The organism is Lentzea sp. DG1S-22, from assembly GCF_036321065.1.
GTDB classification, from domain to species: domain Bacteria; phylum Actinomycetota; class Actinomycetes; order Mycobacteriales; family Pseudonocardiaceae; genus Lentzea; species Lentzea jiangxiensis.
This window is the reverse complement of sequence record NZ_CP143276.1, coordinates 7,867,113-7,881,276: the sequence shown is the minus strand read 5'-3', so window position 1 is coordinate 7,881,276 and position 14,164 is coordinate 7,867,113. Positions and strand designations below refer to the sequence as shown.

12 protein-coding genes and 1 pseudogene are annotated in these 14,164 nt (G+C 70.6%); 5 read left to right on the top strand and 8 right to left on the bottom strand.

Features of this window, described 5'->3' with window-relative positions; genetic code table 11:
• Positions 1 to 122 precede the first annotated feature (122 nt).
• From V1227_RS37465 to V1227_RS37455, 3 genes are all read right to left on the bottom strand, one after another.
• Positions 123 to 656, bottom strand: coding sequence for a hypothetical protein (locus V1227_RS37465; protein WP_329789847.1), 534 nt, complete (start codon positions 654 to 656; stop codon positions 123 to 125).
• An 18-nt stretch (positions 657 to 674) separates the two neighbouring features.
• Positions 675 to 1,727 (bottom strand): Gfo/Idh/MocA family protein, encoded by a 1,053-nt coding sequence (locus tag V1227_RS37460; protein ID WP_329789846.1) that lies wholly within the window; start codon positions 1,725 to 1,727, stop codon positions 675 to 677.
• A 123-nt stretch (positions 1,728 to 1,850) separates the two neighbouring features.
• A complete protein-coding gene (locus V1227_RS37455) occupies positions 1,851 to 3,122 on the bottom strand; it encodes a Gfo/Idh/MocA family oxidoreductase (RefSeq protein WP_329789845.1) in 1,272 nt (423 codons plus the stop codon).
• 54 nt (positions 3,123 to 3,176) lie between these two features.
• Between V1227_RS37455 and V1227_RS37450 the strand changes: the two are divergent.
• Positions 3,177 to 3,982, top strand: a pseudogene (locus tag V1227_RS37450) (nucleoside hydrolase).
• Here V1227_RS37450 and V1227_RS37445 read toward each other — a convergent pair.
• The 3 genes from V1227_RS37445 to V1227_RS37435 all read right to left on the bottom strand — a co-directional run bounded on the left by V1227_RS37445 (position 3,975) and on the right by V1227_RS37435 (position 6,535).
• The gene (locus V1227_RS37445; protein ID WP_329789844.1) at positions 3,975 to 5,444 is read right to left on the bottom strand and encodes a hypothetical protein; all 1,470 of its coding nucleotides are present in this window, start codon (positions 5,442 to 5,444) and stop codon (positions 3,975 to 3,977) included. The pseudogene V1227_RS37450 and the gene V1227_RS37445 sit on opposite strands and share 8 nt — an antisense overlap.
• Before the next feature lie 83 nt (positions 5,445 to 5,527).
• A complete protein-coding gene (locus tag V1227_RS37440; protein ID WP_329789843.1) occupies positions 5,528 to 5,998 on the bottom strand; it encodes a hypothetical protein in 471 nt (156 codons plus the stop codon).
• A gap of 24 nt (positions 5,999 to 6,022) precedes the next feature.
• Positions 6,023 to 6,535 (bottom strand): GNAT family N-acetyltransferase, encoded by a 513-nt coding sequence (locus tag V1227_RS37435; protein WP_329789842.1) that lies wholly within the window; start codon positions 6,533 to 6,535, stop codon positions 6,023 to 6,025.
• Positions 6,536 to 6,612: 77 nt separating this feature from the next.
• On the opposite strand from V1227_RS37435, the gene V1227_RS37430 reads away from it, so the two are divergent.
• Both V1227_RS37430 and V1227_RS37425 read left to right on the top strand, forming a co-directional pair.
• Positions 6,613 to 7,059, top strand: a complete 447-nt coding sequence (locus V1227_RS37430) for a winged helix-turn-helix transcriptional regulator (protein WP_329789841.1) — start codon at positions 6,613 to 6,615, stop codon at positions 7,057 to 7,059.
• A gap of 55 nt (positions 7,060 to 7,114) precedes the next feature.
• Positions 7,115 to 8,332, top strand: coding sequence for an aminotransferase class V-fold PLP-dependent enzyme (locus tag V1227_RS37425; protein WP_329789840.1), 1,218 nt, complete (start codon positions 7,115 to 7,117; stop codon positions 8,330 to 8,332).
• Here V1227_RS37425 and V1227_RS37420 read toward each other — a convergent pair.
• Both V1227_RS37420 and polA read right to left on the bottom strand, forming a co-directional pair.
• A complete protein-coding gene (locus tag V1227_RS37420) occupies positions 8,313 to 9,374 on the bottom strand; it encodes an Hsp70 family protein (protein WP_329789839.1) in 1,062 nt (353 codons plus the stop codon). The two genes, V1227_RS37425 and V1227_RS37420, sit on opposite strands and share 20 nt — an antisense overlap.
• 347 nt (positions 9,375 to 9,721) lie before the next feature.
• Positions 9,722 to 12,346 (bottom strand): DNA polymerase I, encoded by a 2,625-nt coding sequence (gene polA / locus V1227_RS37415; RefSeq protein ID WP_442916565.1) that lies wholly within the window; start codon positions 12,344 to 12,346, stop codon positions 9,722 to 9,724.
• Between the two features lie 154 nt (positions 12,347 to 12,500).
• On the opposite strand from polA, the gene V1227_RS37410 reads away from it, so the two are divergent.
• A complete protein-coding gene (locus tag V1227_RS37410) occupies positions 12,501 to 12,860 on the top strand; it encodes a hotdog fold thioesterase (RefSeq protein ID WP_329794209.1) in 360 nt (119 codons plus the stop codon).
• Positions 12,861 to 12,936: 76 nt separating this feature from the next.
• Complete coding sequence (locus V1227_RS37405) at positions 12,937 to 14,109, top strand: alpha/beta hydrolase family protein (RefSeq protein ID WP_329789837.1); 1,173 nt, start codon at positions 12,937 to 12,939, stop codon at positions 14,107 to 14,109.
• Positions 14,110 to 14,164 lie beyond the last annotated feature (55 nt).

The window sequence follows — 14,164 nt, the reverse complement described above, 5'->3', positions numbered from 1 at the left end:
CAGTGGTTGGTCATGAGCAGACCGCCCCAACCGTGAAGGAGGAGAAGCGCTCGCAACTGAAGTTCGGCGAGCGTGCAGAACACGAACACAAAACCGCAACCACTGGAGAACACTACCCGAAGTCACGGCCGTTTGCGAACGGGTACCGCGAACCGCTGCTGCATGGCCGAGATCCGGAGGACGACGAAGCACGCGAGGCCCGCCGCTCCGAGGGCGCACAGGGTGGACAACGTCGAGAACACCACGTACGCGCGGGTGTCGAGCAGCAACGACTCGAGCACGTCGCACAGGACCATCGCGAGGAACGCGTACTGCCACGGCTTGATCAGCGGACTCGCCACGCGCTCGGCGAACGGCACCTCGCGCTGGTCCGGGTCGCTCGCCTTCCACACCTGCGACACCATCCGCACGCCGTGCAGCGCGATCGCCTCGGCGTTGTGCGTGGCGTTGCGCAACCACACGACGAACGCCACGGCGGCGGGGAGGACCAGCACGATCGCGAGGAAGCTCCACGACGGCGAGCCGCCCTGCCAGTCGTTGACCGTGCCCCACACGGACTCGGCGGCGACCAGTGCGATGAGCCCCGTGCTGACGTAGCCGGAGACCCGGACGTCCCTGAGGTCGATGTAGGTGTCCAACGCCACTCTCCCGAACACGGCGGACCTCGCGGGAGACTACCGCCCGAACCCGCAGCCGAGCTCCGCGAACGTGGCGACCTTCTCGGCCGCCCGCACGACGACCTCGTCGATGCCGTCGAGCACCACCCGGTCACCCACCCGGCGGGCGGGCAGCAGCGGCACGTCGGCCTTGCCGCACTGCTCCACGACCGACGTGAACGCCCGCGCGGCGGCGAGCGGCGCGACGAGGGGCTCGCCCGACTGCCGGTGGCGGATGAGGTTCTCGAGCAGGTCGATGGACGGCACCACGGCCATGCGGTGGTCGTTGACCGTGAGCCGGTCGTCGTCGTACCACCACACGGCCTGTCCGAGCGATCCGTGCACGAGGACGACCGGCGGCAACGACGTCGTGGCGCACAACGTCGTGGCGACCACGACCGGCGGCGCACCGTCCGACGTCACGCGGACGCAGGCCGTGTCGTCCGCTGTGATCGTGTCGCGGCAGCGGTACAGCTCCAGCTCGACGGTGATGTCGGTCCGTTCCTCGACATCGGCGAGAAGCAACGCGTTCTGCAGTGCGTGCGCGAACGGGTTCACGAGCGTCCCGTCCTCGCCCTGCCGCCCGGCCCACTCGGCCCGTTCGTAATAGGAGTCCGTGCGCACCCAACGGCCGGCGGCGCCGATGCCCGAGATGTCGCCCAACGCACCGGAGCCGATCAACGAGCAGAGGCGGCGGTACGAACCCGTGCCCTGCGTCTGGAACCCGAGCTGGCACACGAGCCCGCGGTCGCGGGCGGCGGCGGAGATCTCGTCGAAGTCCGCCACCGACAGCACCGCGGGCTTCTCGACGAGCACGTCGCAGCCGAGCCCGAAGGCCTCCAGGACCAGGTCGCGGTGCGTCGCGGGCGGCGAGGAGACCACCACGACCTCCGGGTGCAGCTCCGCGGCGAGCGAGGGCAGGTCGGGGTAGGACGGCACCGGCACGTCGACGTCCGCCACGTCCACGACGCCGACGAACGTGGCGACCCCGTCGCGGCCGAGCCTCAGCAGGTTCTCGACGTGCCGCGCCCCACGCCCCCGAGCACCGACCAGCGCAACACGCATCGTCATCACCCTTCTCGGGCCCGCCGCGACCACCCGCTGGCCAGCATCGGCCGAGGTGCCGCGAAATTCAATGCGCCGAGCCGACCAAGACACGCTCGCGACAGCATCCGGACACCCGCGGCGGCACCGTCACGGCCGCCGGAGGTCCAGCAGGTCGGCGACCCGGACCGGCCCGCCGGTGGAGAAGCTGCGGTTGGCGGCGAACCCGGTCAGCAGCGACAGCACGCCGTCGTGGTGCGTCGCCCGGCGCCCGAGCGGGTCCTGCTGCCCGGCCGGTCCGTACAGCGCGTCGACCATCCGCCGGTCGGCGCCGCCGTGGCCCTCCCGGTCGTACTCCAGCGGGATCTCCTCCCGCTCCTCGAACAGCCGCTGCACGGAGAGCTTCGCCCAGCCCTGCTCCGGACTGGCGCCGACGCCGTGCACGGACGGGTTCTGGCCCGACACCCAGGAGTTCTCGACGACCTCCAGTTCGAGGCGTCCCCTGCTTCCGTTGACCATCAACCGGTAGCCCTCCCACGGCGAATAGGCCGTGAGGTGGTACGTCAGGGTCGCGCCGCTCGCGTACCGGACGAGCACGGACACGTCGTCCTCAATGGACACACCGGGGTCGAACGGGTTGCGGTCCCGGCGGTAGCCGTCCTCGTGGCGCGCGTCGAGGTAGAGCCTCCGCAGCCAGTCGTCGCGCGTCAGGTCGATCGCGAACCGGTCGTCGTCGGTGTAGCCGTGGCGTTCGCCGTTCTCGTGGCCGTAGAAGAACAACCGGCCCTGTGCGTACACGGTGTCGGGCACCGATCCGACCCACCAGTTGAGCAGGTCGAAGTGATGGGTCGACTTGTGCACCACGAGCCCGCCAGAGTTGGCCTTGTCGCGGTGCCAGCGGCGGAAGTAGTCGGCGCCGTGCCGGGTGTCGAGCAACCATTCGAAGTGCACGGACCCGATCTCGCCCACAGCACCATCTGCGAGCAGCGCGCGCACCTTCTCGTGGATCGGGTTGTAGCGGTAGTTGAACGTGACGGTGACGTTGCCGCCGTTGCGGTGCACGGCGTCGAGGACCTTGCGGGCCGACGGAACGTCCGTCGTCATGGGTTTCTCGGTCACGACGTCACGGCCGGCGTCGAGCGCTTCGACGACGTACCTGTCGTGGAACCGGTCGACGGTGGTCACCACGACCACGTCGACCCGTTGTTCGTCGAGCATCTTCGGGAAGTCCGCGGCGTCGTAGGCGGGAACCGGACCGAGGCCGAGCTCGGCCAGCCGCTCGTTGTGGACGTTCATCCGGGTGCGGTTCACGTCGGCGAACGCGACGAGCTCGCACGTGTCCGCGTGCTCGACCGCGATGGCGTGGACGTGCCGCTCCGCGCGCGAGCCCGTGCCGACCACCGCATAGCGCCTGCGTGCCATCCGCGACCCCCTGCAAACGTTTTCCCCACGCTACGGCACGGACAGGACGGGGTCATGCCGACTCCTGTGGTGCTCGACTGCGACCCCGGCCACGACGACGCGATCGCGATCCTGCTCGCGGCGGGATCGCCCGAGATCGACCTGCGCGCGATCACGACCGTCGCGGCGAACCAGACGCTCGGCAAGGTCACGCTGAACGCCCAGCGGATCTGTTCGGCGGCCGGGATCTCGGTGCCGATCGCGCGGGGGTGTGCGAAACCGCTGGTGCGGCCGTTGTACGTCGCCGAGGACATCCACGGTGAGTCCGGTATGGACGGACCAGAGCTCGGCGCTCTTCCCGTTGGTGTGGTGGAGGATCACGCGATCGACGTGATGCACGCGAACATGCCGGCGACGCTGGTGGCGACCGGCGCGCTGACCAACGTGGCGATGTACCTGCAGCGGTACGGCACCTCCGCGGTGCGCGAAATCGTCCTGATGGGCGGATCGACCGGACGCGGCAACACGACGCCGTACGCGGAGTTCAACATCTACGTGGACCCGGAGGCCGCCGCGATCGTGTTCGGCAGCGGCGTGCCCGTCACCATGGTCGGGTTGAACGTGACGCACCAGGCACTGGTGACCCCGGAGGTGGTGGCGCGGTTGCACGCCCTGGGGTCGCGCGGGTGATCGACCCGTCCCTGGTGACGTGCGTGGACGCGTTCGTGGGGATCGAGACGACCGGGACGTTCACGCGTGGCGCGACCGTGGTCGACCTGCACGGCAGAACGCGAGAACCGCCCAACGCCCGTGTGGCCGTGGGCCTGGACGTCGAGCGGTTCTTCGAGGTCGTGGTCGAGGCGGTGAAGGCGCTCAGCTGACGCCGCGGTCGCTGAGCAGCGCCCACTGGCTCCAGCCGGCCTTCTCCTTGTGGAAGCGGCGGACCAGCTTGCCGTCCTCGGTGCGGGCGAAGACCTCGACGGTCTTCGTCTGCGCGTGGTACATCGCGCTCGGCGCCTCGGCGACCTTGGTGGTGCCGAGCCGCGCCCACGTGGTCCAGCCCTTGTCGGCCGCGCGGGAGTGCTCGACGAAGCCGCCCTCGCCGAGCTGCACGACGTCGATGGAGCCGGTCGTCGAGTTGTAGACCGCCGACGGGGCGCCGGTGCCCTTGCCGCCGAGCGAGGTCCAGACGCCCGCCGCGTACTGCTCGACGCTGCCGGACTCGGTGCGCACGAAGACCTGGTCGACGGCGACGCTGGGGTCGCTCACGATCTTCTTGTCGCCCTGGTCCCGCCAGGTCGTGCCGTCCCACTTGACGAGCTTGTCGTCGGAGGAGCGCGCGTAGACGTCGTTCTCGGCGACGACCGGGGTGCCCTGGATCTTGCGGTCGCCGACCTGCGCCCACCTGTCCGTGAAGCGCAGCAGCGAACCGTCCACGCCGCGGGCCAGGACCTCGACGGCCTTCGTCCTGTCGTTCCACTGCAGGGCCGGGTCGCCCGCGACGACCGTGTCGCCGAGCGCGGCCCAGTGGCCGTCGACGCGGCGGTAGATCCGGTCGTCGGTGCCGCGCGCGAACACCTCGACGATCTTCGTCTGGGGGTTCATCAGCGCGACCGGGTCGCCCGCGAAGTGCTCGGAGCCGAGCTGCTGCCACCCGTTCCAGCGGCTGGTCTTGTGGAAGTTCGTGATGACCGCGCCGTCCGCGTCGCGGGCGAAGATCTCGAGCTGCTGCTGGCCGGTGTTCGAGATCTGCGGGCCGGAGCTGACGACGAGCTTGTCCGTCACCGGCGTCTCGCTGCCGGAGCTGCCGCCGCCGGCCTCGACGATGTTGTTGTAGCGCAGGGGCACGTACTGACGGGCCGTGCTCGCGCTCCACACGCGCTGAACGGTCCGGCTGCCGTCCGGCCCGGCCTGCTCGCGGACGATCGGCCGCGTCTTGGCCGCGTCGGCCCAGCCGATGAACAGCGCGACGTGGCTCTCGCGGTCGTTGAGCGCGTCGCCGGGACGGAGGTCCTCCCAGTCGATGCGGTGCGCGACCTGCTCGAGGATGTGCGTGGTGTAGGAGATGCGCAGGCCCCAGGCCATCGAGACGAAGCCGGAGCAGTCGGTGCGGTAGGCGCCGTACCTGTTGCCGAAGCAGTCGGCCTGGCTGTACGGGACTCGCGCGCTGATCCACGTCCGCGAGCGCGCCAGGACCTCGCTGCGCGTGATCTTGGAGTTGGCCTCGTACGTCCCGCAGATCACGCCGCCCTCGGCGGCGGCGACAGCGACGTCGGGCATGGCCAGCGTCGACCCGAACGTGATGGCCGCCGCGGCTACCGCCAACATCCCCCACCGTTTCATGCCGGTCACGGTAGCAAGGCGATGTGAAGTTTTGGTCCGGTCGAACGTTCCTCGTTGCTGTGGATTTTGACCGTTGGCGTGGACTAGCCCGGCCCTTCCAGAACGCTCAGGTAGCGGCGCGGGACGTAGAGTCCCGCTCCCGTCTCGTAGGGATAGGTGAGCGCGCGCAACCGGGTGCGGTGACCACCGGCCTGCTCGTACGCCCAGTACCTCCCCGGCTCCGCCGCCCACGCGGCGAAGATCACGACGTGCCGCGTGAGGTTCGTGCCCTCCGCGCGGATGACCACGTCCCCCGCCCGCAGCTCCCGGGGTGCGATCAGGCTGCTCACGCCCGCGAGTCCAGGCGTGTCCAGGCCGCCGTAGCGGTGCTCGGGCCTGCCGGGCAGCGCCCACGCCATCGAGACGAAGCCGGAGCAGTCGGCGCGGTAGAGGCCGTGCTCGTTGCGGTGGAACGAGGTCTGGCTGTACGGGACCGAGTCGCGCACCCACGAGCAGGCGCGCGCCACGATCTCGGGACGGGTGATGAGGCGGCCGGCGGCACGAACAGTGGTCACGCGGCCATGCTCTGGCCGTCGTCTCTAAGTTCTCTGCAAGCTGTCTACAAGGTCGGCGTCCGAGATCTCGGCGAGCGCCCACGCGAGCGGGTAGCTCAGCTCGACGGCGTCGTCCTGCCTGGTCAGTCGCACGCCGGGCAGCACCCTGCGCACGAGCGCGAGCATCGCGTGGTTGTCCGGGAGCACGGTGCCGCGCAGCTCCGCGACGCCCAGCCGGGCCGCGACCGAGGTCAGCTCCTCCAGCAACCGGCGGCCCACACCGCGGCGTTGCCAGAGGTCGACCACGGCGACCGCGATCTCCGCCCCGCACCCGCCGGTCTTGATCACCCTCGCGATGCCGACCGGGTCACCGCCGATCCGGGCGCACACGGCCGCGTGCCGTTCCCCGTCCACGTCGGTCAGCACGCGGCGGGCCGAGGCCGTCAACCGCGGCGTCGGTGAGTGGAAGCGCAGGTAGCGGCTTCGGGCGGAGAGTCCCGCGAACACCGCGTCGACAGCTTCCGGCGCGGTGTCGCGGTTGAGCTCGGTGACGCGCATGAGGATCGACCCCTCTGAGTTCGGAATCCGAACTGTAGCTGAGTTCGAAAATCGAACGCAAGGGATATCCTGGTGTCATGCCGTACTCGAGTTTCGCGAGCATGCCCTGCACGCTGAGCCGCCCCGCGGCGTTGCTGGGCGAGCGCTGGACGCTGCTGCTGCTCCGCCAGATCTTCCTGGGCACCCGCCGCTTCGAGGACTTCCAGGCCACGATGGACATCTCGCGCAGCGTCCTGACCGACCGGCTGAACGTGCTGCTGCAGGAGAACGTGCTCAAGCGCGTGCCGTACCACGAGGACGGCCGCACGCGGCACGAGTACCGGCTCACCGAGAAGGGCCGCGACCTCTACCCGGTGCTGATGGCGCTGCGGACGTGGGGCGAGAAGTGGATGGCGCCGGACGAGGAGGAGTCGTTCCACCTGCACCACCGCGACTGCGGGGGCGGCGTGCGCGCGAAGGTCGAGTGCACCGGGTGCGGCGCCGAGCTGACCGCGCGTGACGTGCAGGTGACAGCCAGGGGGTGAACTCCGGCCGGATTGCCCTTCGCGCCGGTGCCCGCGCCGCTGTCCAATGGACGGCATGGATCGTCGTGACTTCCTCGTCGGGGCCGGACTGCTCGCCGTCGCGCCGACCGCGTCGTCGGCCGCGCGGGGAGTGGACTGGGCCGCGGTGCGCCGCGAGTTCCGGCTCGACCCGGCGCTCGTGAACCTCGGGCTCTTCTACCTCGCGTCGAACCCGCGGGAGGTGCGGGACGCCGTCGACGACTTCCGGCGCCGGCTCGACGCCAACTCGCACGACCTGATGCTCGGCCAGGCGCAGGAGAGCGCGGCCGCCCTCGGGGAGTACGTCGGCGGCTCGGCGGACGACATCGCGTTCGTGCCGAACACGACCATGGGGCTCTCGATCGTCTACGGCGGCCTGAAACTGCGCGCGGACCAGGAGGTCCTGCTCAGCGACCAGGACCACGCGTGGCACCAGCAGGCCGCACGGCTGGCGGCGGGACGCGTCGGGGCGAAGGTCAGGGTCGGCACGCTCTACGAGAGCTCCGCGAAGGTCACCGAGGACGAGGTGGCGACGCGGCTGCGGAACTCGATCACGCCGAGAACCCGTGCCGTGGGCGTCACGTGGGTGCAGTCGAGCACGGGCGTGAAGATGCCGGTGCGGGCGTGCGCGCAGGTCGTCGCCGAGGCCAACAAGGGCCGGACGGCGGAGGACCGCTGTCTTCTCGTCGTCGACGGCGTGCACGGACTGGCGGCGGTCGACGACGACGCGGCACGCCTCGGAGCCGACGTGTTCGTGGCGGGCACGCACAAGTGGCTCTTCGGGCCGCGCGGCACCGGCATGGTGTGGGTGAACCCCGAGGTGCGCGACCAGATCACGCCGCTGCTGCCGAGCCTGAGCGACCGCAGCGAGACGGCGTTGCTCGGACCGGGTGGCTTCCACGCGTTCGAGCACCAGTACGCGGTGCGGGCGGCGGTGCGGTTCCACCAGCGGCTCGGCCGCGAGCGGGTGGCGGCCCGCATCGCCGAGCTGTCCGGCCGGTTCTCCGCCGGCCTGGCCGAGGTCCCCGGCGTCGTCGTCCACACCCCGCGCGACCCGGCGGTCTCCGCGGGCCTCGTGTGCTTCGACGTCCCCGGCCACACCGGGACCGAGCTCGTGGAGCAACTGGCGCGGAAGCGGATCCAGATCACCACCGCGGCATACCGGATCCCGTACGCGCGGATCGGCACGTCGATCCTCAACACCCCGGAGGAGGTCGACAGGACCGTGCGCGAGATCAGGGCGCGGGTGCGCTGATCCGGGGCAGCTCGGCCGTCCCGGGCGGCTCCAGCCGCACGCTGGTGTTCTCCATGATCACCTTCTGCTCGTCCCACGCCCGGTGCGCCGCCCACCCGCCGCCCAGGACGAGGGCGAGCAGCCCCGCCGCGATGAACGGCGTCGTCGGCAGGCCGCGCTCGCGCTCCTTCTCGCGACGAGGCGCGGGCACCTCGACGGCGTGCTCGTCCGCGGGTCCGGGTTCGAGCCGCCTGGCTTCGAGGTACGCGCCCATCGCCGTGGTGCCGTCCGGCGCCCTCATCACCGGGATGCCCAGCCGTTCGCCGATCTCCCCCGTCACCAGCGGGATCCGCGACGAGCCGCCGACGAGCAGGACGACGTCCGGCGGGCACGGCCCCGCGCTCGCCGCCACGCGTTCCAGCGCGTCGACCACCCTCTCCACCGACGGCCGGATGACCGCCTCGAACTCCAGCCGGCTGAGCCGCACCTCGCGCACCTCGCCGTGCACGACGTAGGGGATCCGGACCTCCGGGTAGCTGCCGAGCAGCTCCTTCGCCTCGACGCAGCTGCGCACGAGCTCCAGGCTGTGCGTGCCGATCTTCGCGATCACGTGCTCCGCCACCAGCTCGTCGAGCCCGACGCCGCCGCCCTCCACCCGTTCCGGCTGCCCGGCCGGCAACAACACGCTCTGCTTGCGCAACACCGTGATGTCGCACCCGGTGGCGCCGAAGTCGAACACCGCCACGGTGCTGTGCCCGGGCATTCGCACGTCGGCGTCGAACGCGATGGCGGCGGCGTGCGGCGCCGGCACGAACAACACGCCCGCGCACCCCTCGTCGATCAGGTCCTGCCGGAGCTGTTCGAGGTGTTCGTGCGGCCAGCACAGTGGATGCGTCAGCGCGACACGGCTCGGCGGCTCCCCGTACCGCTGTGCGAGGCCGTCGAGGACTTGCGCGATTTCCCTGGCAGGCGCCTGCTGACGCCTGCGGCCTGTCGTGACGCTGCAGGCGGTGGCGACGGTGGTGCCTGCGGATCCGAGATCGAGCCCAACCTGGTACGACATTGCGGGTCACCCCTCACTGCGGACACCCACAACACGTACGTCTCACATGGCGCGGTTCACTTCCTTCTCGGTGCGGCCACAACGGCACGAGGTGTTCGGCGGCCACTGCGGCGTGCCGGCCGTCGCGGTGGTGCCGGCACCGTGGTGCACGACGGTGGCGCCCCGGTGAAACACCTCGTTGCAGGACGACGCGTTCGCCCGGTTCGCGTGCGACGGCGTCGTCCGCCTCGCGGAGTCGGAGCGACCGGCGTGAACGCGAGACCGCTGCCGGTCTCGAGGCCTCGAAGTACCTCTTTGAGCCACAGCCCGCCACCCCTGACCGGGATGACGGGCTGTCGTGTCCGCGACTAGTGGGCGGCGTCGTCCCAGGAGCGGCCCACGCCGACCGAGACCTCGAGCGGGACCCGCAACTGGTAGGCGTTGCCCATCTGGGCGCGCACGAGGGCCTCGACGGCCTCGCGCTCGCCGTCGGCGACCTCCAGCACCAGTTCGTCGTGGACCTGCAGGAGCATCCGCGAGCGCAGGCCCGAGGACTCCAGTGCGCGGTAGACGCCCAGCATGGCCACCTTGATGATGTCGGCGGCGCTGCCCTGGATCGGCGCGTTGAGGGCCATGCGCTCGGCCATCTCGCGGCGCTGGCGGTTGTCCGACGTCAGGTCCGGCAGGTAGCGGCGGCGGCCGAGGACGGTCTCGGTGTAGCCGTCCTTGCGGGCCTTCTCGACGATCTCGTTGAGGTAGTCGCGCACTCCGCCGAAGCGGGCGAAGTACGCCTCCATCTGCTCGCGGGCCTCTTCGGTCGGGATGCGCAGCTGCTGCGACAGACCGAACACCGACAGGCCGTACGCGAGGCCGTACGACATCGCCTTGATTCGGCGGCGCATCTCGCCCGTCACCTCGGAGGTGGGGATGGCGAACGCCTGCGAGGCCACGTACGTGTGCAGGTCCTCGCCGCTGTTGAACGCCGCGATGAGGCCCTCGTCGCCCGACAGCGTGGCCATGATCCGCATCTCGATCTGGCTGTAGTCCGCGGTCATCAGCTCCGCGTAGCCCTCGCCGACGACGAACGCCTGGCGGATGCGGCGGCCCTCGTCCGTGCGGATCGGGATGTTCTGCAGGTTCGGGTCCGTCGAGGACAGCCGGCCCGTCGCGGCGATCGTCTGGTGGAACGTCGTGTGGATGCGGCCGTCGTCCGCCACCGACTTCAGCAGGCCGTCCACAGTGGACTTGAGCCGCGTGACGTCGCGGTGCGCGAGCAGGTGCTGCAGGAACGGGTGCTCGGTCTGCTCGAACAGGTTCTGCAGCGCGTCCGCGTCCGTGGTGTAGCCGGTCTTGGTCTTCTTCGTCTTCGGCATGTTCAGCTCGTCGAAGAGGACCGTCTGCAGCTGCTTCGGGCTGCCGAGGTTGATCTCCTTGCCGATCACCGAGTACGCGTCCTGGGCCGCCTGCTTCACGCCCGCGGCGAAGTGCGCCTCCAACTCCGAGAGGTGCTCGACGTCGATCGCGATGCCGACCGCCTCGACCTCGTCGAGCACGTTCATGAGCGGCAGCTCGAGGTTCGCGAGCAGGTCGGTGCCGCCGATCGCGACCAGTTCCTCGTCGAGGCGGTCCGCGAGCTCGGCGACGGCACGCGCGCGCAGGATCGTGCTGGTCGCGAGCTTCTGCGCCTCCTCGGACTCGTCGGAGAGCAGCGACAGCTGGCCGTCGCCGGACTCCTCCGCGCGCAGCTCGCGCTTGAGGTAGCGCAGCGCCAGGTCGTCTAGCGCGAACGAGCGCTGGCCGGGACGCACCAGGTAGGCGGCCAGCGCCGTGTCCGACGTCAGGCCGCGCAGCTTCCACCCGCGGGCGCGCACGCGCCGCAACGGCAGCTTCAGGTCGTGGCCCGCCTTCGCCACGCCCTCGTCGGCCAGCCACGCGGCGAGCGCCTGCTCGTCTGCTTCGTTCAGCTGCGTCACGTCGACGTAGCCGCCCTCACCGGTGGCCGTGCACAGCGCGACGCCCTCCAGCTCGGTCGTGATGCGCAGGGCGACGCCCACCCGGGTCGTGCTCGCGTTCTCACCGAGCCACGTCTTGAGCGTGCCGGCGGCGATGGCGCCGCCGGAGACCTCGAAGCCCTCCTCGGCCTCGGGCTCCGCCGTCGTCAGGGTCTGGAAGAGACGGTCGCGCAGGACGCGGAACTCCAGCTCGTCGAACAGCGCGTGCACGGCGTCGCGGTCCCACTGCTGCACCTCGAGGCCGTCGATCGTGTACGGCAGCTCGACGTCCTTGACCAGCTCGGTGAGCTGGCGGTTCATGATGATGTTCGCCAGGTTGCCGCGCAGCGCCTCGCCGACCTTGCCCGGCACCTCGTCGACGCGGTCGACGAGCTCGTTGAGCCCGCCGAACTGGTTGAGCAGCTTGATGATCGTCTTCGGGCCGACGCCCGGCGTGTTCGGCAGGTTGTCCGACGAGTCGCCGCGCACCGCCGCGTAGTCCGCGTACTGGTCGGGGCGCACACCGTGCTTCTCCTCGACGTACGCGGGCGTGAACCGCCCCATCTCCGAGACGCCCTTGACCGGGTACAGCACCGTGACCTGGTCGTTGACCAGCTGGAACGCGTCCCGGTCGCCGGTGACGATCTCCACCTCGATGCCCTGCGCCACGGCCTGCGTGGTCAGGGTCGCGATGATGTCGTCCGCCTCGTAGTTCTCCTTCTCCATCGTGGGGATGCGGAGCGTGGCGAGCACGTCCTGGATCAGGGAGACCTGGCTGCGGAACTCGTCCGGCGTCTTGGTGCGACCGGCCTTGTACTCGGGGTACTGCTCAGAGCGGAAAGTCTTGCGCGAGACGTCGAACGCCACCGCCACGTGCGTCGGTTTCTCGTCGCGCAGGATGTTGATCAACATGGACGTGAACCCGTACACGGCGTTCGTGACCTGGCCCGTCTTCGTCACGAAGTTCTCGGCGGGCAGGGCGTAGAACGCTCGGTAGGCCATCGAGTGACCGTCGATGAGCAGGAGCCGCTTCACGTCTGAGGTAGTCACGGGCCCGAGTCTAGGGTGGGGGTCTGACAGTTCTGCTCGAGCCCTTGGAGCCCGCGTGACCCCCGACCTGCCGATCGAGTTCGCCGACGAACAGCTGCACGTCCGCATGGGCATCGAAATCACCCGATGGGATGTCCAGGAGATGGTCGGCACGATGCCGGTCAAAGGCAACCGCCAGCCGTTCGGTCTGCTCCACGGCGGCGCGAACGCCGTGCTCGCCGAACAGCTCGGCTCCGTCGCCTCCGCCATGCACGCGTCCCAGCACGGGCTGATCGCCGTCGGGCTCGAGCTCTCCTGCACCCACCACCGAGCGGCGCGCGAGGGCACCGTCACCGGCGTGGCCCGTCCGATCCACCTGGGACGGAGCACCACGACGTACGAGATCGTCGTGACCGACGAGGACGGCAAGCGCACCTGCACCGCCCGCCTCACCTGCCTCCTGCGCCCCAAAGCGCCCGGAGCCTGACACTGGGGTAAACCACACCTCGGCTGTGCGGTCAGCCCCAGTGTGCGACCAAGATCAGCCCGACATCGTGGGTCGCATGACCTTCACGACCCGACTGTCAGCAGCGGTCCTGTGCGGCGCGCTGGTCGCGGCCTCGGTCCCGGCCACCGCGTCGGCGCGCCCGGCGCGCGGCGAGCTCCTCGACGTCGCCCCGGTGTCCACGATGGACACCGACCAGCTGGTCGCACACCTGCGGGACCACGCCCTGGACGCCTCGCGCGTCCGCTTCGCCGTGGAGGCGAAGCGCATCACCTACCGCACCGTCGACGCCTTCGGGAAACCGACGACGGCGAGCGCCCTGGTCGCCCTGCCGCGCGACGGCGGCAGAACGCCCCGCCAGGCGGCGTGGCTGCACGGCACCACGGGGTACCGGGGCTCCGTCGCGTCCGTGGCCGACGGCAACGACAGGGCGGCCACCTACCTGTTCGCCTCGGCGGGCTACCTGACCACGGCGCCGGACTACCTGGGCCTCGGCACCGGCCCGGGCTTCCACCCGTACGTCGACGCCCCGTCCACGGTCACCGCGTCCGTCGACGCCTTGCGCGCCGCCCGCTCGTACGCCGCGTCGAGAGGTTTGCGCCCCGACCGGCGCGTCATGATCACCGGCCACTCCCAGGGCGGCCACGCGGCGATGGCACTGGGCCAGGCCCTGCAGCGCGGTGCCGACCCCCGGCTGGAGGTGGGGGCCCTGGCCCCGATCGGCGGCCCGTTCAAGCCGAGCCTGCTGGTGGCCAAGGCGCTGGACGACGAGATCGCCAACGGCGTCGCGTACATGGCGTACTGGACGGTGGCCTGGAACCGCCTCTTCCCCCTCTACGACAGCCCGGCGGAGGTCTTCCGCGACCCGTCGGTCGAGGCCCTGTTCGACGGCGAGCACCCCAACGAGGAGATCTTCCGGCACCTCCCCGCCACCATGCGCGAACTGCTGACCGACTCCTACTCCGCCCGCCTGCGGCACCCCACGGGCATCCTCCGCGCGAAGCTCCGCGAGGCCGACGGCTACTGCGACTGGCGCCCCCCGGTCCCGGTGACGATCTACTCCTCGGCCGGCGACCGCGACACGCTCCTCGAGACCTCCGCCTACTGCGACCAACGGCTCAAGGAGCACCACGCCCGCAGCACGCTCGTCGACCTGGGCGCCGACGTGAACCACGGCAGGACCGTCAAACTGGCCTTGCCGCGCATCCTGGCCGACTTCGACCGCGCCTGAGCGGGAGGCTCGGCGCGCGGCGAGGCCGGAAGCGCCTCGCGGCCAGGCCGGCACT